The organism is Gordonia heveisoli (assembly GCF_030315745.1).
Lineage (GTDB): Bacteria > Actinomycetota > Actinomycetes > Mycobacteriales > Mycobacteriaceae > Gordonia.
In genome coordinates this window covers 62,784-83,926 of the sequence record NZ_JASXSH010000001.1, presented here as the reverse complement: position 1 = coordinate 83,926, position 21,143 = coordinate 62,784, and the positions used below count along the sequence as shown (strand labels likewise).

At 66.8% G+C, this 21,143-nt stretch carries 19 protein-coding genes and 1 pseudogene; 12 read left to right on the top strand and 8 right to left on the bottom strand.

What is annotated here, in order from left to right; all coding sequences use genetic code 11:
- Positions 1-11 precede the first annotated feature (11 nt).
- The gene (locus tag QSJ18_RS00355) at positions 12-707 is read right to left on the bottom strand and encodes a histidine phosphatase family protein (RefSeq protein WP_286324182.1); all 696 of its coding nucleotides are present in this window, start codon (positions 705-707) and stop codon (positions 12-14) included.
- 92 nt (positions 708-799) lie between these two features.
- Between QSJ18_RS00355 and QSJ18_RS00350 the strand changes: the two genes are divergently transcribed.
- The gene (locus QSJ18_RS00350) at positions 800-1,234 is read left to right on the top strand and encodes a VOC family protein (protein ID WP_286324181.1); all 435 of its coding nucleotides are present in this window, start codon (positions 800-802) and stop codon (positions 1,232-1,234) included.
- Here QSJ18_RS00350 and QSJ18_RS00345 read toward each other — a convergent pair.
- Positions 1,204-2,250 carry a sigma-70 family RNA polymerase sigma factor gene (locus QSJ18_RS00345; protein ID WP_286324180.1) on the bottom strand — a complete coding sequence of 349 codons (1,047 nt, stop codon included), beginning with the start codon at positions 2,248-2,250 and terminating at the stop codon, positions 1,204-1,206. The genes QSJ18_RS00350 and QSJ18_RS00345 overlap by 31 nt on opposite strands.
- Positions 2,251-2,923: 673 nt before the next feature.
- Between QSJ18_RS00345 and QSJ18_RS00340 the strand changes: the two genes are divergently transcribed.
- Positions 2,924-4,102: an ROK family transcriptional regulator gene (locus tag QSJ18_RS00340; RefSeq protein WP_286324448.1), complete on the top strand. Its 1,179-nt coding sequence runs from the start codon at positions 2,924-2,926 to the stop codon at positions 4,100-4,102.
- Positions 4,103-4,110: 8 nt separating this feature from the next.
- Here the strand turns inward: QSJ18_RS00340 and QSJ18_RS00335 are convergent, their stop codons facing one another.
- Positions 4,111-4,953 carry an ABC transporter permease gene (locus tag QSJ18_RS00335; protein ID WP_286324179.1) on the bottom strand — a complete coding sequence of 281 codons (843 nt, stop codon included), beginning with the start codon at positions 4,951-4,953 and terminating at the stop codon, positions 4,111-4,113.
- Positions 4,950-6,026, bottom strand: a complete 1,077-nt coding sequence (locus tag QSJ18_RS00330; RefSeq protein ID WP_286324178.1) for an ATP-binding cassette domain-containing protein — start codon at positions 6,024-6,026, stop codon at positions 4,950-4,952. The genes QSJ18_RS00335 and QSJ18_RS00330 overlap by 4 nt, the downstream gene beginning before the upstream one ends.
- A gap of 227 nt (positions 6,027-6,253) precedes the next feature.
- Here QSJ18_RS00330 and QSJ18_RS00325 point away from each other — a divergent pair, with 227 nt between their 5' ends.
- Genes QSJ18_RS00325 through QSJ18_RS00310 form a run of 4 tightly spaced genes read left to right on the top strand, consistent with a single transcriptional unit; the run spans position 6,254 to position 9,342 of the window.
- A complete protein-coding gene (locus tag QSJ18_RS00325; protein WP_286324177.1) occupies positions 6,254-6,655 on the top strand; it encodes a TOBE domain-containing protein in 402 nt (133 codons plus the stop codon).
- Positions 6,656-6,696: 41 nt separating this feature from the next.
- Entirely contained in the window at positions 6,697-7,452 is a 756-nt protein-coding gene (gene modA, locus QSJ18_RS00320; RefSeq protein ID WP_286324447.1) for a molybdate ABC transporter substrate-binding protein, read from the top strand.
- A 10-nt stretch (positions 7,453-7,462) separates the two neighbouring features.
- The gene (locus tag QSJ18_RS00315; protein WP_286324176.1) at positions 7,463-8,245 is read left to right on the top strand and encodes an ABC transporter permease; all 783 of its coding nucleotides are present in this window, start codon (positions 7,463-7,465) and stop codon (positions 8,243-8,245) included.
- On the top strand, positions 8,242-9,342 hold the full coding sequence (locus QSJ18_RS00310; RefSeq protein ID WP_286324175.1) for a sulfate/molybdate ABC transporter ATP-binding protein: 1,101 nt from the start codon (positions 8,242-8,244) through the stop codon (positions 9,340-9,342). The genes QSJ18_RS00315 and QSJ18_RS00310 overlap by 4 nt, the downstream gene beginning before the upstream one ends.
- A gap of 63 nt (positions 9,343-9,405) precedes the next feature.
- On the opposite strand, the gene QSJ18_RS00305 is transcribed toward QSJ18_RS00310, so the two are convergent.
- On the bottom strand, positions 9,406-10,347 hold the full coding sequence (locus tag QSJ18_RS00305) for an adenylate/guanylate cyclase domain-containing protein (protein ID WP_286324174.1): 942 nt from the start codon (positions 10,345-10,347) through the stop codon (positions 9,406-9,408).
- On the bottom strand, positions 10,340-11,515 hold the full coding sequence (locus tag QSJ18_RS00300) for a TetR/AcrR family transcriptional regulator (RefSeq protein ID WP_286324173.1): 1,176 nt from the start codon (positions 11,513-11,515) through the stop codon (positions 10,340-10,342). Before QSJ18_RS00300 ends, QSJ18_RS00305 begins: the two co-directional genes overlap by 8 nt.
- A gap of 129 nt (positions 11,516-11,644) precedes the next feature.
- Here QSJ18_RS00300 and QSJ18_RS00295 point away from each other — a divergent pair, with 129 nt between their 5' ends.
- From QSJ18_RS00295 to QSJ18_RS00270, 6 genes and pseudogenes are all read left to right on the top strand, one after another.
- The gene (locus QSJ18_RS00295) at positions 11,645-12,856 is read left to right on the top strand and encodes an acetyl-CoA C-acetyltransferase (RefSeq protein ID WP_286324172.1); all 1,212 of its coding nucleotides are present in this window, start codon (positions 11,645-11,647) and stop codon (positions 12,854-12,856) included.
- Between the two features lie 37 nt (positions 12,857-12,893).
- Positions 12,894-15,095 carry a 3-hydroxyacyl-CoA dehydrogenase NAD-binding domain-containing protein gene (locus tag QSJ18_RS00290; RefSeq protein WP_286324171.1) on the top strand — a complete coding sequence of 734 codons (2,202 nt, stop codon included), beginning with the start codon at positions 12,894-12,896 and terminating at the stop codon, positions 15,093-15,095.
- A gap of 198 nt (positions 15,096-15,293) precedes the next feature.
- Positions 15,294-15,571, top strand: a pseudogene (locus QSJ18_RS00285) (transposase); the annotation flags it as partial.
- A 311-nt stretch (positions 15,572-15,882) separates the two neighbouring features.
- Positions 15,883-17,406 (top strand): HNH endonuclease signature motif containing protein, encoded by a 1,524-nt coding sequence (locus QSJ18_RS00280; RefSeq protein WP_286324169.1) that lies wholly within the window; start codon positions 15,883-15,885, stop codon positions 17,404-17,406.
- A gap of 76 nt (positions 17,407-17,482) precedes the next feature.
- The gene (locus tag QSJ18_RS00275; RefSeq protein ID WP_286324168.1) at positions 17,483-17,977 is read left to right on the top strand and encodes a hypothetical protein; all 495 of its coding nucleotides are present in this window, start codon (positions 17,483-17,485) and stop codon (positions 17,975-17,977) included.
- A gap of 502 nt (positions 17,978-18,479) precedes the next feature.
- Positions 18,480-19,160, top strand: a complete 681-nt coding sequence (locus QSJ18_RS00270) for a slipin family protein (protein ID WP_286324167.1) — start codon at positions 18,480-18,482, stop codon at positions 19,158-19,160.
- A gap of 77 nt (positions 19,161-19,237) precedes the next feature.
- Here the strand turns inward: QSJ18_RS00270 and QSJ18_RS00265 are convergent, their stop codons facing one another.
- Together QSJ18_RS00265 and QSJ18_RS00260 are read right to left on the bottom strand one after the other, a co-directional pair.
- Positions 19,238-20,095 carry an alpha/beta fold hydrolase gene (locus QSJ18_RS00265; RefSeq protein ID WP_286324166.1) on the bottom strand — a complete coding sequence of 286 codons (858 nt, stop codon included), beginning with the start codon at positions 20,093-20,095 and terminating at the stop codon, positions 19,238-19,240.
- A gap of 45 nt (positions 20,096-20,140) precedes the next feature.
- On the bottom strand, positions 20,141-21,091 hold the full coding sequence (locus QSJ18_RS00260; RefSeq protein WP_286324165.1) for a R2-like ligand-binding oxidase: 951 nt from the start codon (positions 21,089-21,091) through the stop codon (positions 20,141-20,143).
- Positions 21,092-21,143 lie beyond the last annotated feature (52 nt).

The window sequence follows — 21,143 nt, the reverse complement described above, 5'->3', positions numbered from 1 at the left end:
GCCCGCCTGGCTCACCGGAAGGTGGCGACCCCACCTTCCCGGTCGGCCAGGTGGGCGTGCTCGTTGTAGGAGACGACCGACACCCCACTGCGGCCGACGATCAACTTGGTCACCGACGCGTTGACCATCGTGCGTGCCAGCGTCGGCCAGCGCGGTGCCGGGATATCCCACAGCGCGGCGATCCACTGGGTGATCGACCCCGCGGACGACACCACCAGCACGGTCTGTCCGGATCCGGCCAGTGCTGCCGCGCGGTCGGCGGCCGCGGCCACCCGCCCGGTGAACTGGGGATGGGTTTCGGTGGGGCCGTCCGCAGCATGAGCATCGCCGGCCGCGATCCAGTCGGCGAGCCCGGCGTCGAGCCGACGCTGGTAGGCGGCACCGTCGTGATACTGCTCGGCGCTGGCCGAGCCGACGAGCGCGGGCAGCGCGTATTCATTCCAGTCCGCGTCCACGATCGGCGTCGGCGGATCGTCGAAGGCCGAGAGCACTCCGGCCAGTGTTTGCGTCTGACGGGGCAGGTCGCCGCTGATCGCCGCGGTGAATCCGGTGACCTGTCCGGCCAGGGTGGTGCCGGTCAGCGTGGCCTGCACATCACCGACCCGGGTGAGCCCGCCGGGGCCGTTGGTGATGTCCGCGTCGGCGTCGGCGACACCGTATGCGAAGGGATTCGCCTGACCATGTCGCACCAGATAGATCACACCCATGCGGTGAGCGTATGCGCCGCCACGATGAGTCGTGACGCGTGGGCTGGTCAGACCTCGTGAGAAGACCGGAAAACCACGTAGGGAGGTCATCCGTGGCGCCGATGCTGTTCATCAGCCTGCCCGTCGAGGACCCGGCACGCTCACGCCGGTTCTTCCGCGGGCTCGGACTGCGTTTCGACGACATGGTCGGCGACGCCGGTACCGCATGCCTGATCATCAACGATGCGGCCATGGTGATGCTGCATCGGCGCGGGCGGTTCGAGGGGTATGCCGCCGGACCGATGGCCCCACCGGGTAGCGGGCGGGAGACGATGCTGGCCATCTCGGCCACCTCGCGTGCCGAGGTCGACGGCTTCGCCGACGCCGCGTTGGCCTGCGGCGGATCGGCGTTGCGTATGCCCAACGACCTCGGCTTCATGTACAGCCGCAGCTTCTGCGACCCGGACGGGCACGCGTGGGAGGTGGTGTGGCTCGATCCCGACGCGGTGCGCGCGGACTATTCGCGATCCGGAGGTGACTGGTCGTAGGGGAGGGCGGGCAATCCGAATCGCGCGAAATCCTCGGTCATCGTGTCGCTGAAGAAGGCGACGACCCCAGCGACCTTCGCGTCGGCCCCCACGTCGAGGACCTGGAGATGAAAGGGCCGATGCACCCCGTCCGGGCCGCGCATGTAGAGACCGAAGGCGGGCTGCGAATTGGCCACCGTGGGCAGCAGGATCTGATCGCCGTCGCGTTCGGCGGGGCAGTTCGTGCGAATGAGTGTCCCGATCGTCTCCGGACCCTGATACCAGCCGGTGAAGGGCGGCATCTCCCAGATCGCGGTGTCGGTGAACAGATCGACGATGGCGTCGACGTCATAGCGCTCGAAGGCGGAGACGTATTTGGCCAGCAGCTCACGTTGGGTGTCGTCGGCGAGGGCGGCGGGCGCATCCCGGTGTGGGCGTGCGGTCTTGAGCTGTTCGCGGGCACGCTGCAAAAGACTGTTGACGGTCGCTGTGGTGACGCCGACGGTGTCGGCCACCTCGGCGGCCCGCCAGCCCAGAACGTCACGCAGGATCAGCACGGCGCGTTGCCGTTCGGGCAGATGCTGTAACGCGGCGATGAATGCCAGCCGCACCGATTCCCGGGCGCCGACGACGAAAGCCGGGTCGGCATCCTCGCCGGGAGAGATGTCGTCGACGGTGCCGGCGAACGGCTCCAGCCACGGCACCTCGTGATCTTGCAGAAGGGTGTCGGTGGGATCGAACGAGTCCCCGCCCAGCCCGGAGGGGAGCGGTCGCCGTTGGTTGCTGCTCAACGCGGTGAGGCAGGTGTTGGTCGCAATCTTGTGCAGCCAGGTGCGAACCGATGCCCGATGGTCGAATTTCCCGTATCCGCGCCAGGCACGCAGGTAGGTCTCCTGGGTCAGATCCTCCGCGTCGTGATGGGAGCCGGTCATCCGGTAGCAGTGCGCGATGATCTCACGCCGAAATGGCTCGCTGACCTGCAAGAACTCGGAATCGTCTGTGGTCGCGTCGCCGATGGTGGTGGGAGATGTGGTCATGGTCACAAATCTAGTACCGGGTACCGACAGGATCGAGCCGTCCGCGGCGCCTGGTCCTCCACTGTGGGCGGCCGGTCGTGATCCGTGGGTGCGCGATCGCGGTCAACTCCCAGGTCGCGCCGCCGGGGTTAGACCCACCGTGCGCATAACCGGCGCACACTGCCGCATCCGGGCCTATTCTCGCCGGTGAACGCCCCTGACCTGCGTATCCGGTGCGTCCGGAGGCGGCTTCGACGCGATCGGAACATGTTGCCATCGCGGCGCTGGGGTTGCTAGCTTGATCGGCATGTCGAGCACCCGCGGTAGCCACCTGGAGGTCACCTATGTGACCACCGCGTTGGGCTGTCGTCTGCCGCTCGCGCGTGTCCTCTGTTGTTGTCGAATGCGCTGATCGCCGATTCGGTTCTCTCCCGGGTCGGTCTCTCCTTCTTTTCCGGCCCATTCCTGCCGCCTGTCCGACGCCGGACGCGGCACATTCGACGAGGACCTCGCCATGACTGCCATCCTGCCCGCACGCACTGCCACTGCTCCTGTCCGTCCCACCGCCCTCCGTACGTCGCCTCGAGGTGCCGCCCGCTCACCCCAGGCCGTACCGTTGGCCTACGGCTCCCGCATGGTCACCGACCTTCAGCGACGCCGCGTTTCCGGTCTGACGGCGAAGGGAGCCTCGTCGGTGCATGTCGCCACACCGCATCTGGAGCTGTCGACGAAACCGGCCGCCCTGGTGTTGCGCGCCGCTCGACTGTCGGGGCCGTTGTTCCGTGACGATGCGGCCGAGGCCACCGGGCTCTCGATCTCGACCGTCAATCGTCAGGTCGGTGCGCTGCTGCGTGCCGGACTGATCCGTGAGCGCGCCGATCTCGCCCCCGCCGGTGCCATCGGCCGGCCGCGGCTGCCGTTCGAGATCAATGTGACCGACTTCCTGACCGTGGGCATCCACATCGGATACAAGGTCACCTCGATCACCACCCACGACCTGCTGCATCGCGTCGTCGGCGCGATCCAGATCCCGACCCCGGTCGCGGACACCCCGGAGAAGACGCTCGCCGCCATCGGTTCGTCGGCCCGGCGCTTCGCCGCCCGCTGGACCGGTCGCCGCGTACTGTGGGCCGGTGTCGCGATCGGCGGCCGGGTGGCCACCGGTGGTCTCGTCGATCACCCCCGTCTGGGCTGGGAGCAGGCTCCCGTCGGCCGGATCATCGCGGAGAGCCTCGGCCTGCCCGTGTCGGTCGCCTCTCATGTGGAGGCGATGGCCGCCGCAGAGCTGGTCGTCGATCCGCAGGGGTCTACCACCGACGAGTCCAAGTCGAGCTTCCTCTACTTCTATGCCCGTGAGATGGTCGGCATCGCCTTCAGCGTCGGCGGCACCGTGCACACCCCGACCGCAGGCCCGCCCGTCGTCGGCCACTTCCCGGTCGGCGCGACGACGCTGCTCGATCCCAGCGGCACCGGCCGGCTGGAGCCGACGGTCAGTGACACCGGCATCGTCGAAGCGGCTCGCGCGCAGGGACTTTCGGTCAACGAGATCGACGATGTGCACGAGCTGGCCCGCTCCGGTGACGAGACCGCCCGTGAGATCCTGACCGAGCGGGCCACCATCTTGGGCCGCACGATCGGACTGGTCGCCGACATCTTCAACCCAGACCACATCATCCTGGGTGGCCAGGCGTTCACCGATTACCCGACCGCGCTGCCGGTCGTCGCCAAGGCTGTCCGCGCCACCTCGGTCGCGGCGAAACGTGATGTGCGGGTCTCGCATTCGGGTGCGACCGTGCAGCAACAGGCGGCCGGTGCGGTGTCCTTGGACGCGGTGTACTCCGATCCGCTGGAAGCTGTCGCCCTGACCGCCTGAGCGTCGGCTCAGTCGGCGGTGCGGCGGTAGTAGGCGCGCAGCGCGAACGGCCCGAACACCAGTGTGAGGGCCAGGATCCAGAGCAGGGTGGCCGTCACCGGGTATTGCAGGGGCAACGCGGCGTCGTCACCGAATTCTGGGCCGTTGCCCCACAGCACGCGCATGGCCTGCACCAGCGCGGACATCGGATTCCATTCGGCGATCGTCTGGAGCCAGCCGGGCATCGGGGCGGTGGGCACGAAGGCGTTGGACAGGAAGGTGATCGGGAACAGCGTCGCGAACATGAATCCGTTCACCGCCTCGACCGATCGCAGCCATGAACCGATCAGGATGCCGAACCAGATCATCGCGAATCCGAACAGGATCAGCAGCGCGAATGCGAGGACAGCCTCGGGGATGGTCCCACGGATTCGCCAGCCGATGGCCAGGCCGGTCACCGCCATCACCACGATGCCGATCGACGAGTGCAGGACGCTGGCCACGCTACGGCCGATCAGCACCGACGACCGCCGGATGGGCAGCGAGCGGAAACGATCGATGATGCCCTTCTCGAGATCGGCGGTGATGCCGGTCGCGACGATGAAGGCGGTGAACACGATCGTCTGGGCGAAGATACCCGGCAGCAGGTATTCCTTGTAGGACACGTCTCCGGTCTGGATCGACGCACCGAACACATAAGCGAACAGCAGGACGAACATGACCGGTTGCACGGTCACGTCGGACAGCATCTCGGGCATACGTTTGGTGTGGATCATGTTGCGTTTGACCATGATCCAGGCCTGTTGCCACAGGCTGGTACGCCGGATCGCCGGACGCTCGGTAATCGCGGTGCCGGTGGTGAGGGTACTCATCGGGAGGCCTTCCTGGTGTTCGCGTCGGAACCGGCCGTGGGGGCCGATGCATCGGGATCGGGGTCGGGGTCGTCCTGGGCGGTGGTGTCTTCGGCGCGATGTCCGGTCAGCGACAGGAACACATCGTCCAGGCTGGGGCGGGCGAGGCCGAGATCGTCGACGGCGATTCCGCTTTCGTCGAACCAGCCGGCCACGCGGTTGAGGTCGGCCAGACCGTCGGCGGGGGTGGTGAGCCGCCGGGCGGCGACGTCGACGAACACCTCGGCGCCGGTCTTGGCCAGCAACGTCTGCGCGCTCGGTAGATCCTCGGCCCGCGAGACGGTGAGTACGAGGCTGGCCGCCCCGGCCTGATGTTTGAGTTCCAGCGGGGTGCCGTGGGCTATCACCTTGCCGCGATCGATCACCACGATATCGTCGGCGAGTTGATCGGCCTCCTCCAGATACTGGGTGGTGAGCAACAGGGTGGTGCCCTGGGTAACCAACTCGCGCAAGACATCCCACAGTTCCGATCGGCTGCGGGGGTCGAGTCCGGTGGTGGGCTCGTCGAGGAACAGCACCGGCGGCGCGGCGAGCAGGCTGACGGCCAGATCGAGTCGGCGTCGCATGCCGCCGGAATACGACTTCACCGGCTTGTCGGCGGCCTCGGTGATCGAGAACTGCTCGAGCAGTAGATCGGACCGGCGGTTCAGCGCCTTTCGGCGGATGCCGAACAGGCCGCCGATCATGCGGAGATTCTCGCGGCCGGTGAGGATCTCGTCGACGGTGGCGGCCTGGCCGGTCAGACCCATGCTGCTGCGGACCGCGTCGGGTTCGGCGGTGACGTCGTGGCCGGCGATGATGGCGGTCCCGGAGGTCGGCGGGGACAGCGTCGTCATCATCCGGACGGTCGTCGTCTTACCGGCGCCGTTGGGGCCGAGCAGGCCGAGGACCTTGCCGCGGGGAACCTGAAAGCTGACACCGTCGACGGCGGTGAAGTCGCCGAACCGTTTCACGAGGTCAATCGCCTCGATCGCGATATCTGAACCAGATTCGTGTCCGGTGGCCACGGGGGCCGAGGTGGTGATTGAGGTCATGTTTCTCCAGGGTACGGGCGGCGAGCGCGATGGTCGAAGCATTTTCGGCGAGCACCGGGCGGGCGTCGGCCGGTGACAAGGGGGTTGACCCGCCCCGGCGCCGAAACTCATCGGTGCGGCATCTCCACGGTAGAAGTTCAACCGAACTTGAGGTCAAGTCTCGTTGTGGCCCGCACCTGCGGGATCTCGTCGAGAAATTTTCCGTGAATGCGTACTAGGATTTGCGGGTGACTGCGATCAAGGTGCGCGATGCCGCCATGCTCCTCGGCGTCAGTGACGACACCGTTCGTCGCTGGATCGCCGCCGGCCGGTTGTCGGCGAGCGGTGCCGACGAACCGGGTGTGACGATGCTCGACGGTGCGGAGCTCGCCGCGCTGGCGCGCGACCGTGCCGGAAGGCAAGCCGACGACGGCGCCGGTGTTCTGCGGTCGGCGCGCAACCGCTTCACCGGACTGGTCACCGACACGGTCATCGACGGCGTGATGGCGCAGGTGACGATGCAGTGCGGTCAGTTCGAGGTGACATCGCTGATGAGTGCGGACGCGGCGCGGGAACTCGCCCTCGAACCGGGTGTGGTGGCGACCGCGGTCGTCAAGGCGACCACCGTGATCGTGGAACGCCCGGCGTGAGTACACGCCGGGAGCGGAAACTAGGAAAGGTATCCAGGATGATGCGCAAGCTCGGTGCGGGACTCGGGGCGTTGGCTCTGGCCGCGACGGTACTGACCGCGTGCGGCAGCGACGACGGCGGGTCGGACGGTAAGACGGTGCTGAACGTCTTCGCCGCGGCGTCGTTGAAGTCGAGTTTCGCCCAGCTCGAGCAGTTCTACGAGAAGGCCCATCCCGACGTCGACGTCAAGGTGGTCACCGCGGGCTCCTCGGCCCTGGTGACGCAGATCGAACAGGGTGCGGACGCGGATGTGATCGCCACCGCCGACGAGGAGACGATGGCTAAACTCGGCGACCGTGCGGTCAACCCGCAGATCTTCGCCTCCAACACCCTGGTCATCGTCACCGCGCCGGGAAATCCGAAGCGCATCAACACCTTCGCCGACCTCAAGCGCGGTGACGTCACCACCGTCGTCTGTGCGGTGACGGTTCCCTGTGGTGCGGCCACCGCGGAGGTGGAGCACAACACCGGGATCGACATCTCGCCGGTGAGCGAGGAGGCGTCGGTGACCGCGGTGCTCACCAAGGTGACCAGCGGGCAGGCCGATGCCGGCCTCGTCTACGTAACCGACGCACGCGGTGCCGGGGGCAAGGTGACCACCGTCGTCGATCCGGCGTTCGCGAAGGTCGTGAACAAGTACCCGATCGCCACGATCAAGGGTTCCGCGCACGGTGAGGACGCGGCGATGTTCGTCGGGCTGGTGCTCGGTCAGACCGGTGAAGAGGTTCTGAGCACTGCCGGATTCGGTACGCCGTAGGCGATTTCGCGTGCGAACCATCCCGAGGTGGATCTACCTTCCGGCCGTGATCGGTACCGCCTTCATCCTGATCGGTCCGATCGCCCTGCTCGCCCGGACTCCCTGGGCGGAGTTCTGGACATCGGTGACATCGTCGGAATCGCTGCAGGCACTGTCCCTTGGTCTGCGGACCGCCGCGGCCAGCACGGCGGTGTGCCTGCTCTTGGGCATCCCGATGGCAATGGTGTTCGCCCGGACTGCGGGCATGCTCATCCGCGTGCTGCGGGCCCTGGTATTGCTGCCGCTCGTCCTCCCGCCGGTGGTCGGCGGGGTGGCACTGCTGTACGCGCTCGGGCGCCGGGGCTTGGTCGGGCAATATCTGGAGACGGCCGGAATCTCGATCGCCTTCACCACCACGGCGGTGGTGATCGCACAAACCTTTGTGGCACTGCCCTTTCTGGTGATCAGCGTGGAGGGGGCGCTGCGTTCGGTCGGTCCCGAACATGAGCTGACGGCGGCGACCCTGGGTGCGGGCCCCACCCGCACGCTGTGGAAAGTCACCCTGCCGCTGGTCTTTCCGGCAATCCTGGCAGGCACGGTACTCGCCTTCGCGCGGGCACTGGGGGAGTTCGGAGCCACCATCACCTTCGCCGGCAATCTGCCGGGGACGACACAGACCGCCCCGCTCAAGATCTATCTGGATTCGATCACCGATCCTGAGCAGGCGCTGCCGCTGTCGGTGGTGCTGATGTGTATCGCACTCGTCGTCGTGGTCGGTGTCCACCTGCGCGGGCCGGGGCGGGTGGTGACGTGAACGGCAATCGTCCGGCCGGGGGTCTGGACGCGCAGATTCGTTGCGCGCAACCGGATATCGCAGTCGATTTGCGGATTTCCGACGGCTCCACGGCCGCAATCCTCGGACCCAACGGTGCGGGCAAGTCGACCGTGCTGTCGATACTGGCCGGGGTGCGCAGGGCGGAGGGCTCCCGGATCACCTACCGCGAACAGGTGATTGCCGATCGCCGCGCGCATCTGCCGCCGCATCGGCGGCCGGTGGTGTTGATGGCCCAGCATGCCGGACTGTTCCCGCATCTGTCGGTGCGGGCCAACGTCGCCTTCGGGCCAAGATCGTCGGGGCTGTCCCGTCGCGAGGTCGACGAACGGGTCGAGCGGTGGATGGCGGCGGCGGGGGTCGTCGCACTCGCCGACCGTCGGCCGTCGCAGTTGTCCGGTGGACAGACCCAACGCGTCGCGCTGGCGCGTGCGCTGGCCGCCGAACCCGACGTCTTGCTGCTCGACGAGCCGTTCTCGGCACTCGATATCACGGTGGCACAGGAGATCCGGTCACTGGTGCGCGAGCTGGTGGCACGGCGCGACGGTGTTACCGTCGTGGTCACCCACGATCTGCTCGACGCGGTGGGCCTCGCGGACCAGCTGGTGGTGCTGGAGGCGGGGCGAGTGAGTGAGTCCGGCCCGACCACACAGGTGTTGCGCACCCCGACCACGCCGTTCGTCGCGGCTCTGGCCGGTACCAATCTGGTGTTCGGCACCGTTGACGACGATGCGGTGCGCACCGGCGACGGACTGCGTGTCGTCGGTGTTCCGGTGGCCGGGGAAGCGGTCCCGGTGTCGGGATCGACGGTGGCGGCCGCCTTCTCGCCGCGTGCGGTTGCCGTGTACACCCAGGCACCGCACGGTAGTCCACGCAACACGCTGGACGGTGTCGTCGTCGAGGTGTCCGCGCGCGGTGACCACGCGATGCTGCGGGTCGCCTGCGGCGCGCAGATCATCGCCGCCGAGGTGACCTGGGCGGCGGTGGCCGAGCTCCGGCTGGGAGCGAATTCCCCGGTGACCCTGTCGATCAAGGCGACCGAGGTGCGGATCTATCCGGTGGCCGCGACGCCGGGTTAGCCGACCCCGTCGCGGCCGGTGATGTCGACGCCGCGCCGACCGACGGCCCAGGAGAGTCTGCGGTTATCGGTGCCGGTCGGTGCCGTGATAGCGGTTCGCCTCCAGAAGCCGCGCACGCAGTCTGCGGTAGCCCCGAACACTCAGCGGCGGGATCGACTTGAGATAGAACCGATCGTCGTCGGCGAGTGCATCGGCCATGTCGTCGCCGACGAGCGTGGTACCCGGACGGGCCGATCCGCACAGGCGGGCGGCGATGTTCACCGGCTCGCCGAAGACGTCCCCGAGGCGCCGCAGCAGATGGCCGAGCGCCAATCCCACCCGCAGCGGTGGGATCGGTTCGGAATCGCTGAGTCGATGGATGGCGATGGCGGCCGCGGCGGCGGCGGCCGGATCGTCGAAGGTGAACATGACCGCGTCGCCGAGTGTCTTGATCACATGCCCGCCGTGTGCGGAGACGACTTCGTGGGTGCGTTCCTCGAAGGATTCGAGAAGTTCCTCCAGTTCGGTCAGATCCAGCCGGCGCGACAGGCTGGTGTAGCCGACGATATCGGCGAATCCGACGACCGCGTCGACCGGTTCGTCGGCGTTCTCGGCCGGGCCTTCGGGATCGCGCTCCGGCGTCCGCCCGGAGCTGCGTTCGAGCGCGAGCGCCAGATGCTTACGCCAGACCAGTCCCTGGAGTGCGCTCAGCGAGTCGGTCATCTGCTCGATCGTCCACGGTACGTCGGGATCTCGGTCCAGCTCCCGTAACTGGTCGGCCTGCCAGTCGGCCAGCCGGGCCAACGACTGCCCGACCGCGCGTGCGGTCGCGACCTGGGCCGAGGTAGGGGTGGTCAGCTCCGCGGCGGCGAAGACCCGCAGCGCCGCGACCTCCTCCTCGGTGAAGATCTTGTCGTCGGTCATCTGCCACGGGAAGCCGAAGGCGTTCCAGATCCGGTCTGCGTAATCCGGGGTGACACCGAGTGCGTCGATGAGTTCGCTACGGGAGTAACGCGGTTCAGACATCCAGCACCCCCTTCATCAGATATGCCATGCGGGCGGCGAATTCGGGGCGGCCGACACCGCGGCGCATCCGGACCGCGTCGTTGATGATCGACAGGGCGGCATGGACGGCCACGGTGGCCTGATCGCGTTTGAGTCCGTTGTCGACGGCCAAGAGCAGATCGGTCCACCGGGCCACGTAGCGGCGCTGGATGTCGAGCAGTTCCACCGCGGGCGGCTTCCCGGCCAGGATCGCCGCCGAGTTGAACGCGACCGAGAGGTCCGGTGTCGAAGTGATCACCGAGACATAGGAATCCACCAGCAGACCGAGGAGCTTGGCCGGATCGGAGGTGGCCGAGAAGGCGGCCAGAACGCCTGCCTCCAAACGCATCGCACTGCGCTGCCCGATGGCGACCAGGATGGCGAGTTTCGACGAGAAATGTTTGTAGACACTGGGTCCGGTGATGCCGACCGCGGCACCGATATCGTCCACCCCGACATTGGAGTAGCCGCGATCGGCGAAGAGATCGGCTGCGGCGTCGAGGATCTGGTCTCGTCGGGTGATGGTGGGGTCGGTCAGCGGGGCGACCGGCGGCAGCGGTGGCGCCGACGCCGGATGCAGGGCGATGACCCGATGGACCAGGATGCTCAGTTCGGCGCGCGCACGCGCCTCCGACATCCGCGAATGATGCACCGACAGGCTGCCGCAGATGCTGAGGACCGCCGAGGCGAGTTGGACGGACTCCCGCTCGGACAGGTCGGGCCGGTCGGCGGCCACGCAGGCGGCCCACCGGCCGACGACGTCGCGGGTCCGTCGGGCGACCAGCACATTCTGCTCGTCGGTCAGATAGTTGCTCGTCCAGCGCCACAGCGATGCCGCGCCCGGCCGGGTGACACCCAGCCGGCAGGCGGCGGTGATCAGGTCGTCGATGGTGCGGTCGGGTGCGGCGAGGGCGCGATCGGTGCAGTCGACGAGTTCGTCGACGCCGGCCATAACCGCGGCCACGAGCAACGACTGCTTGTCGTCGAAGTGGCGATAGACCGACGGGGCGGTGACACCGGCCGCGCGGGCGACGTCCGCGACGGACACCTGCGCGTACCCACGCAGCAGGAACAGCTCGGCGGCATGTTCGACGAGCTGGCGCTTGCGGTCCGGTCGACCTGCGCGTGAGTCCGGTTTCTGGGTAGGCATGGTGAACCGACCTTAGCGCACATCTTGAGGTTGTCCTATGGGGTTGACCACCAGGTATAGCCAAATTGGTTATTCCGCGTTAGCCTCATGGGGTAACCAACTGGTGGTTCGTGTGAAAGGAACACTTTCGTGCCTGATCAAGCATTCATCTACGAGGCACTTCGCACGCCTCGTGGCAAGCAGCGCGGCGGTTCGCTGCACAGCGTGAAGCCGGTCGACCTGGCCAGCGGCATCATCAACGAGGTCCTCGCCCGTCACGGCAGCCTGGACCCGTCGGAGATCAACGACGTCATCCTCGGTGTCGTGTCCCCGGTCGGCGAGCAGGGCGGCGTCATCGCCCGCACCGCGGCACTCAACAGCGGCCTGCCCGAGAACGTCCCCGGAACCCAGATCGACCGCTTCTGCGCGTCGGGCCTGGAGGCCACCAACCTCGCCGCGGCCAAGGTCGCGTCGGGCTTCGACGACCTGGTCCTCGCCGGCGGTGTCGAGTCGATGTCGCGCGTGCCGATGGGCAGCGACGGCGGTGCGCTCTTTACCGACCCGTGGACCGCGTACACCAACAACATCGTCCCGCAGGGCATCGGCGCCGATCTGATCGCCACCATCGAGGGCTTCTCGCGCGAGGATGTCGACGCCTACGCCGCCGAGTCCCAGGCCCGTGCCGAAAAGGCATGGACCAGTGGCTACTTCGCCAAGTCGGTCGTTCCGGTTCGCGACATGAACGGCGTCATCCTCCTCGAAGAGGACGAGCACCGTCGTCCGGGCAGCACCGTCGAGGGTCTCGGCAAGCTGAAGCCCGCCTTCGTCGGCCTGGCCGCGATGGCCGGATTCGACGACGCGATCCTGCAGAAGTACCCCGCCGTCGAGGCCGTCAACCACGTCCACACCGGTGGTAACAGCTCGGGCATCGTCGACGGTGCCGCCGCCGTCCTGATCGGTAGCGAGGAAGCGGGCAAGCGCAACGGGCTGACCCCGCGCGGTCGCTTCGTGTCGTTCGCCCAGGTCGGCTCCGAGCCCTCGATCATGCTCACCGGCCCGACCCCGGCGACCGAGCTGGCCCTCAAGCGCGCCGGCCTGACCGTCGACGACATCGACGTCTTCGAGCTGAACGAAGCGTTCGCCTCGGTGGTCATGAAGTGGATGAAGGACCTCAAGGTTCCTCACGAGAAGGTCAACGTCAACGGTGGCGCCATCGCCATGGGTCACCCGCTCGGTGCGACCGGCGCGATGATCCTCGGCACCTGCCTCGACGAGCTGGAGCGCACCGGCGGCCGCTACGGCCTGGTCACCCTCTGCATCGGCGGCGGCATGGGCATCGCGACCGTCATCGAGCGCGTCTGATACCGGCCTCTCTCAACAGAAAGATCTCTGAAAAACCATGAGTGACAACATGATCAACTGGGAGAAGGACGCCGATGGCGTCGTCATCCTGACCATGGACGACCCCAACCAGGGCGCCAACACGATGAACGCCCTGTACCAGTCGTCGATGGCCGCGACCGTCGAGCGTCTGGTGGCGGAGAAGGATGACATCACCGGTGTCGTCCTCACCTCGGCCAAGAAGACCTTCTTCGCCGGTGGCGATCTCAAGGACATGACCGCCGGTCGCGGCGATCGCACCAAGGCGGAGATCGCCACCGAGATCACCAACAGCACCAACGGCATGAAGGCCGTGCTGCGTCAGCTGGAGACCCTCGGCAAGCCCGTCGTCGCCGCCATCAACGGCGCCGCTCTCGGCGGTGGCCTGGAGATCGCGCTGCACACCCACTACCGCGTCGCCGCGGATGTGAAGGGCAACGTCATCGGCCTGCCCGAGGTCACCCTCGGCCTGCTGCCCGGTGGCGGCGGCGTGGTCCGCACCGTGCGTCTGCTGGGCATCCAGAACGCCCTGATGGGCGTCCTGCTGCAGGGCACCCGCTTCAACCCGACCAAGGCCAAGGAAATCGGCCTGGTCAACGAGGTTGTCGGTTCCGTCGAGGAACTGATCCCGGCCGCCAAGGCATGGATCGCAGCCAACCCTGAAGCCGTGCAGCCCTTCGACGTCAAGGGATACAAACTCCCCGGTGGCGACCCGAAGAACCCGGCCTTCGCCGCGAACCTGCCTGCGCTGCCCTCGCTGCTGCGCAAGCAGATCAAGGGTGCGAACATGCCGGCTCCGCGCAACATCCTGGCCGCAGCCGTCGAAGGTGCCTACGTCGACGTCGACACCGCCGACGTCATCGAGACCCGCTACTTCGTGGACTTGGTGACCGGTCAGGTCGCGCAGAACATGATCAAGGCGTTCTTCTTCGATCTGCAGCACATCAACGGCGGCGGCTCGCGGCCTGAGGGCTACGACAAGTACACCGCCAAGAAGGTCGGTGTCATCGGCGCCGGCATGATGGGTGCGGCTATCGCCTACGTCTCGGCCAAGGCCGGCATCGAGGTCGTCCTCAAGGACATCGACATCGACGCCGCCAAGCGTGGCAAGGACTACTCGGTCAAGCTCGAAGAGAAGGCGCTGGCCAAGGGTAAGACGACGCAGGAGAAGAGCGACGCCCTGCTCGCCCGCATCACGCCGACCGTCGATCCCGCCGACTTCAAGGGTGTCGACCTCGTCATCGAGGCCGCCTTCGAGTCCGTCGAGGTGAAGAACAAGGTCTTCCAGGAGATCGAGGACATCGTCGAACCCGACGCCATCCTGGGCTCCAACACCTCGACCCTGCCGATCACCATCCTGGCGGAGGGTGTGAAGCGTCAGGAAGACTTCATCGGAATCCACTTCTTCTCGCCGGTCGACAAGATGCCGCTGGTCGAGATCATCAAGGGTGAGAAGACCTCGGATGCGGTGCTGGCCAAGGTCATCGACTACACCCTGCAGATCCGCAAGACGCCGATCGTCGTCAACGACAGCCGTGGCTTCTTCACCAGCCGCGTCATCGGCACCTTCGTCAACGAGGCCATCGCGGCCGTCGGCGAGGGCGTCGAGCCGTCCGTCATCGAGCAGGCGGGTTCGCAGGCCGGCTACCCGGCCCCGCCGCTGCAGCTGATGGACGAGCTGACCCTGACCCTGCCGCAGAAGATCCGCAAGGAGTCCGAGGCCGCCGCCAAGGCCGCCGGTGTCGAGTTCCCGCAGCACGGCTCGTTCGCGGTCAGCGACTGGCTGGTCGACAACGGTCGCACCGGTCGCAAGGACGGCGCCGGCTTCTACGACTACGACGAGGCAGGCAAGCGCACCCAGCTCTGGCCGGGTCTGCGTGAGCAGTTCAAGTCGGGCACCAACGAGATCCCGTTCGAGGACATGAAGGAGCGCATGCTCTTCGCCGAGGCGCTGGAGACCGTGAAGTGCTTCGACGAAGGTGTACTCACCTCCGTCGAGGACGCCAACATCGGCTCGATCTTCGGCATCGGCTTCCCGGCCTGGACCGGCGGCGTCGTGCAGTACATCAACGGCTATGAGGGTGGCGTCGCGGGCTTCGTCGCGCGCGCCAAGGACCTGGCCGCCAAGTACGGCAGCCACTTCGAGCCGCCGGCTTCGCTGGTCGAGAAGGCTGCTGCCGGTGTGAGCACCCTGACGAATGAGAACCTCGTCAAGAAGTGAAGTGAAGTGATCGATCAGGTCGGGACATGACCTGAACGTCGCGACGACAGCCCCGGTGAGGATCATCCTCACCGGGGCTGTTTTGTGATGCGGCGCAGGGGGTTCGGTGGGTTTGGGCAGCCACCCGGGGTGCAGAGTAAGTCCCCTGTGCTGATGGGATTTCGGAGATCCCAAGTCGAGGGCCGGATCGCGGGCGCATTCATGCGAAACCTGCACGGCGCGCCTCGGGCAAGCAAGCGCAGGCGGCCGCCGCCAGCAGTCACAACGATTTTCGCCCACACCGAGCCGGCCGCTGTCGCTGCGCAATGGGATCGGGTCGCCGACACCCTTGAATCAACGTTTCCGAAAGTGGCGGCGATGATGGCCGAGGCCAAACCAACGTGCTCGCCTCGCCGCGTTCCGGAAAGCGGCGCTGGCAGAAGATCTGGTCGAACAGCCCGATCGGGCGGTTGAACTCCAGGCCGCCGAAGCGGTCTGCGCCCACGCCAGATCGCCTAACATCCTTCATGACTCGTTGATCACCACGCGGAGTTCACGCTGATCCGAAGTCCACCACACAGCGGGGGAGCTATCCCTGTACACAAGCGCGATCGGTGACCGTCTGTCCACAGGTTCGGTTGTGGCCCCGAGCTTGTCGGATGTGCGGGCTAGTGTTAGCACATACGTTCGATCGGATCGTGGGGGGTGGGTGTTGATGTCGGAAGTCGAATCAGTCGAGTCGGGTGCTGTTGAGTCGGGTGCTGTTGAGTCGGGTGCTGTTGAGTCGGGGGTGGTGCGGTGGGCGTGTGTGGCGCCGGCGGTGACCAAGGCGGTGATGGTGCCGGCCGACTCGGCGGCGGCGGGTGTGGCGGGTTTGTCGGTGTGTGCGCAGGCCGAGGCGTTCGCGCAGTGGATGTCGTATCGGCTGATCGGTGAGCTGCATGATGCGGTGTTGGCCGACGAGATGGCTGTCGGGGTCGACGTCGATGCGGATATGCGTTTGTTGGACACCACTATTCAGGTCGCGGCACGTATCGCGGTCAGTCGTCATGTCACCCAGTGCGCGGCGGAACGGTTGTTGGCGGCCGGGTTGGCGATGCGTGATCGTCTCCCGGCGGTGGGGGCGTGTTTGCGGGATGGCCTGATCGGCGGCTATCAGTTCGCGGCGATCGTGACCCGCACCGATCTGGTCGATGGCGAGCATATGTCGGTGGTGGATGCGGGGATCGCCGACCGGCTACGTCGCGCACGTGGGGGCTGGTCGGTGGCGGGGTTGCGGACGATGGTGGATCGGATTGTGTTCCGCCATGATCCGGACGCGGTCCGCCGCAAACGTGACGCCGCCCTGGCCGATCGGGGTACGTGGATCACCGCGGTTGAGGGTGGGATGGCACATGTGGGGGTGTCGATGTCGGCGGAGAATGCCCGCATCTCCCATGACGCTGTCGTGCGGTTGGCGGCCACCGCCTGCCGGTTCGACCGTCGGCGTAAGCCGGCCCGGGAGTCGGATGCGATGTTCGCCCTGCTCTCCGGTGAACCATTCGTCTGTGAGTGTGATCGCGCCGACTGTGATGCCCAGATTCCTGAGCCGGTGCACTATCGGGGTGTTCATGCGCGGGTGGTGGTGCATGTGGTGGCCGATGCGGGCACCGTCGCCGGGGAGGCGAACCGTCCTGGTTTTGTGGACGGGGTGGGGGTGATCTCGGGGGAACACGTCCAGCAGATCGTGGCCCGCGACGACACTGTGCTGCGGCCGTTGGGTGGAGATGACGCCGACCATCCGCTTCCGCCGCATCTGCGCTCGGATCCGTATCGGCCGTCGACGGCGTTGGACACGTTCCTCAAGATTCGGGACGGTTTTTGCACGGTGCCTGGCTGTACGCGGTCGGCGTGGAGGGCTGATGGTGATCACGTCACCGAATATGACCATGATGATCCGGCTGCGGGTGGGCGGACCAGCCCGGAAGGCATGAATGTCAAGTGCCGGTTTCATCATCTGCTCAAGACGTTCGGCGATTGGGTTGATGATCAGTATCTGGATGCGGACGGGCATACCCGGATCGAGGTGATCACCCCGGAAGGTGTGGTGGTGGATGGTCCGGCGGAAAACAATCTGGACCTGTTCCCCGGGCTCCAGCGGGTGCGGTTCGCGGTGGCCCAGCCGCCACCATCGCCGAGGGTTCTGGGTGGCGGTGAGGTACCGCGACGGCGTCGGCCGCGGACGGCGGACAAACATGCCCGGCGGCGGGCGTTGCGACGCCGCAACCGGGCCGAACGGGAAGGCCACCGCGCCCAATCCGGTCGCACCGACCCCGGCGAACCACCGTACTGAGGCGGTCATTCGGGGGATCGTCATTCGGCCGAGCGGGGGACCTCGCCGGTCGGGCTAGGCTGCGACCATGCAGGGGATGACGTATGCGGGACAACAGTGGTCGGCCGATCGTCGGGTCCTGGCGTGGCGACCTCGCTTCGGGCATGTCATCGAGGTCATTCACCCCATCGATCAGACCGCTCGCCCGATGTACCCCCATTCGGGGCGTGGCCTCCCGAGCGGTGAACCGGCGGAGCCGGCGTTCCTCGCGCCCTTCATCTGGCTCTACGACACGGGAGTGAAGATCGCCGACGCGATCGTCGAGGGCATCATCTATGCGCTCTCCTGGATCGGTGCGCTGATCTGCACCCCGATCATCCTGGCGTTGCGGGTCATCGGCGTCATCCGGAGCCGTATCGATGTCCGACTCGACGGCACCATGGTCGACAAACAGTACGTCCGCGGATGGCAGGCGGCACAGCATCGGGTAGCGCAGGTTGCCGAGCTGTTCCGCCAGAACCGATTTCGCTCCCTCCACGTACCGAGCACCTCCCGAACAGCGGTCGCGGTGAAGCGGGTCCTCGCAGGCTGACGGCCCGGCTCGAGAACGATTGTGCGCCCAGGCTGCGGGGTGGACCGCAGGCTGACGGCCCGGCTCGAGAACGATTGTGCGCCCAGGCTGCGGGGTGGACCGCGGGCTGACGGCCCGGCTCGAGAACGATTGCCCGCCCAGGCTGCGGGGTGGACCGCGGGGTGACGGCCCGGTGTGAAAATCACTTGCACCATTGCCGTGCGGCATGGATAGTTGTGCGGGCATCGGGGAGCAGCCGAGACCGGGGTACCGGAATCATGTTCTGCGCGTTCGAGATCCGATGCACTCCCATGGCACGGGTGACCCACCCCAAAGGTTCGAGTCCTTTTCATACCGCCCCCGGGACAACAGGATGCGATGGTCCTGCGTTTGTCGATGACGATCATGGTCGTCATCGGCAAGCCCGCCGTTGTGCCTGCCCGCGGGCGGTGTCGGGTGCCGGAGGCAACTACACGACTACGCCAGACATGAGTGACACGAACCGCCAGAAAGGAGGCGCACCATGTCAATGTTCACCAATCCCCTCGTCGTCGACGCGGGACAGGTCGCACTCGAATACCGAGAGGGCGACCGGCAGCGCATCCTGACCGCCGGTACGTACCGGCGGCGTCGGGCGGCAACATATGTCACCGTCGACATGCGGACCCGACTCGTGCCGGTGGCGCCTCAGGAGGTACCGACCGCCGACGGAATCGGCGTGCGGGTATCGCTGACGATTCAGTTGCGGGTGACCGATCCGGTCGCCTTCATCGAGATTGCCGCCGACCCAGTCGCCACCGTCTACCTCGCCGCCCAGGTCGCCTTGCGCGAGGTCTGCGCCGGCGTCGAGGCGACGGAACTGACCCGGCGCACCAGTGCCTTTGACGCGGACGCGATCAGGGTCGCGGCGGCAACGGCCGCCGAGCCGGTCGGCATCGAGGTGGTATCCATCGCGGTGCGCGACGTCATCGTGCCGCAGGAGATCCGTTCGAGTGCGCTCGACCTGGTCACCGCCAAGGCGCGCGGCCTGGCCAAGCTGGAAACGGCCCGGGCCGAGACTGCGTCGCTGCGCGCGCTCGCAAACGCCGGTCGAGTGCTGGAACAGTACCCGGCGCTGGCGCAACTGCGGCTGGTGCAGGAAGCGCCGTACGGGTCGCGGATCTTGCTCGGCGTCGACACGTCGCCCACCGTGGCGGCGGACTGACTCCACGTCGGTACGCACCCAACCACATCCGCCCCTGCCCACGATGTCCGGTGGGCAGGGGCGGACGTCGTCGACCGTCAGCGCGCCAAGAACGCTGCGACCGCCGATTCGAAGGCGTCCTTGGCCTCGATCATCACCCAGTGGCCGCACTTGGGGAAGATGTGTAGTTCGGCGTCGGGAATCAACCGCATCGGGGCGAGTGCCATATCGGGCGGACTGACACGGTCGTCGCGACCCCAGGTGAGCAGCGTCGGGCATTTCACCTTGTGCATCATCGCCCAGTACGGTGCGATGTCGGCGTCGGCCATGAACTTCTGCTGCATCTCGAAGGCGGCCGACCCGTACATCGCGCGGCCGGTCTTGAGGGCGTCGGGATTCATCGCCGCCTCCCACCGCTCCTCGATCAGTTCGTCGGTGACCAGCGCGCGGTCATAGACCATGCCGTTGAGCCAGCGGACCAGTTTGTCGCGGTTCGGGTCGTCGGCGAACTCCTGCAACAGACGCAGTCCCTCACTGGGGGACGGGCTCAGCAGGTTGGGGCCGACGCCGCCGATGGTGACGAGTTTTGCCACCCGATCGGGCTTCTTGATCGCCAGGTTGATGCCGACGACACCACCCATGGAGTTGCCGATCATCGGCGCGGAGTCGATGCCGAGTGCGTCCATGAATGCGACGACCGACTTGCCGGCGGTCAGCACCGGCATGCCCTCCCACGGATCGCTGACCCCGAAACCGGGGAACTCGAGTACATAGGTGTGGTGGGTCTGGGCGAAGAATCCCAGATTGCCGCGGTAGTTGCGCCAGCCGGTGACGCCGGGTCCCGAGCCGTGCAGCAGGATCAGCGGCGGCGCGTCGGCCGCGCCTGCCTCGTGATAGCGCAGCGTGCCCTGCGCGGTGGTCAGTTCCCGTTTGGTCGCCTCGAAGCTCACATCCACGACACGACAGTAGAACGTGTTCTAATTTTTGTCACTACCGGATACTCAGCCGTCGAAGAATGTGTTGTCGTCCTCGCCGATCGAATCCTCCACCATCAACGGTGACGGGTCGTATTCGATGTGGTCGGGGCGATCGTCGCGGGCGGCACCGATCACCTCGAGGCGGCGCTGTGCGCAGTCGGCGGTGTAGCGCACGGCAGCGGCGGCGTCGAAGTGCAGTGCGGCCATCTCGGCCTGCGCGCAGGTCCATCCGACCAGGTCCAAGGCGGTCGGCATCCGGCTGTTCATCTCATCGCCGATCACCGACCAGAGCGCGGGATCGGCGGCCAGGAGTCGGCGGCAGCTGAAGGCGGCCCACGCCTGGTGCCGACGCTCGTCGTCGGCGATGAATCGGCTCAGGCTACGCATGCCCGGCATGATTCCGAAGGTCATACACATGTACTGCCTACTCAGATGTCCGGTCACCGCCAGTGCGCCCTGGACGACGAGGAATGTGGTGACCAGGGCGCGGATCTGGGTCTCCGGCGACCGGTCGGCGAGCATCGCGTCGAGCGTCGTGGGCAGTTCCTCTCCGACGAGGCGGCGCTGGTGCGGGTTGGTGGTCACCAGTGGATTGAGATCCTCGGTCAGGCCGACGGAGTCCATCCACAATCGCAGTCCCTCGGTGTGTTTGGCCTTCTCGAAGGAGAGCTGGGAAAGGTACATCTCGTCGCCGAAGCGACCCTCGGCCGTCATGGTGGCGTGAAACGGGCGGACGGTGCCGATCGCGGCTTCTTCGTCGGCGCAAGACCGGGCGATGAGGTGCGTTGCGGCGCGCCGCTCGGCGTCGGCCCAGTCGGCGGCGTCGGCCGAGTAGTCGATCGCCTGCGGATCCCAGAAGCGTGCATTGCCCACCATGAAGAGCCGCAACGGAAATCGATCCCAGTCCAGCCCACCGAGGCGCAACGAGGAAAACCTGTCGTGGCCGTCGGTATCACTTTCTTCGACGATACTCATGGGCCACCAACTCGACACTCACCGACATCCGATGCCCCGACGCTAGCCCGGC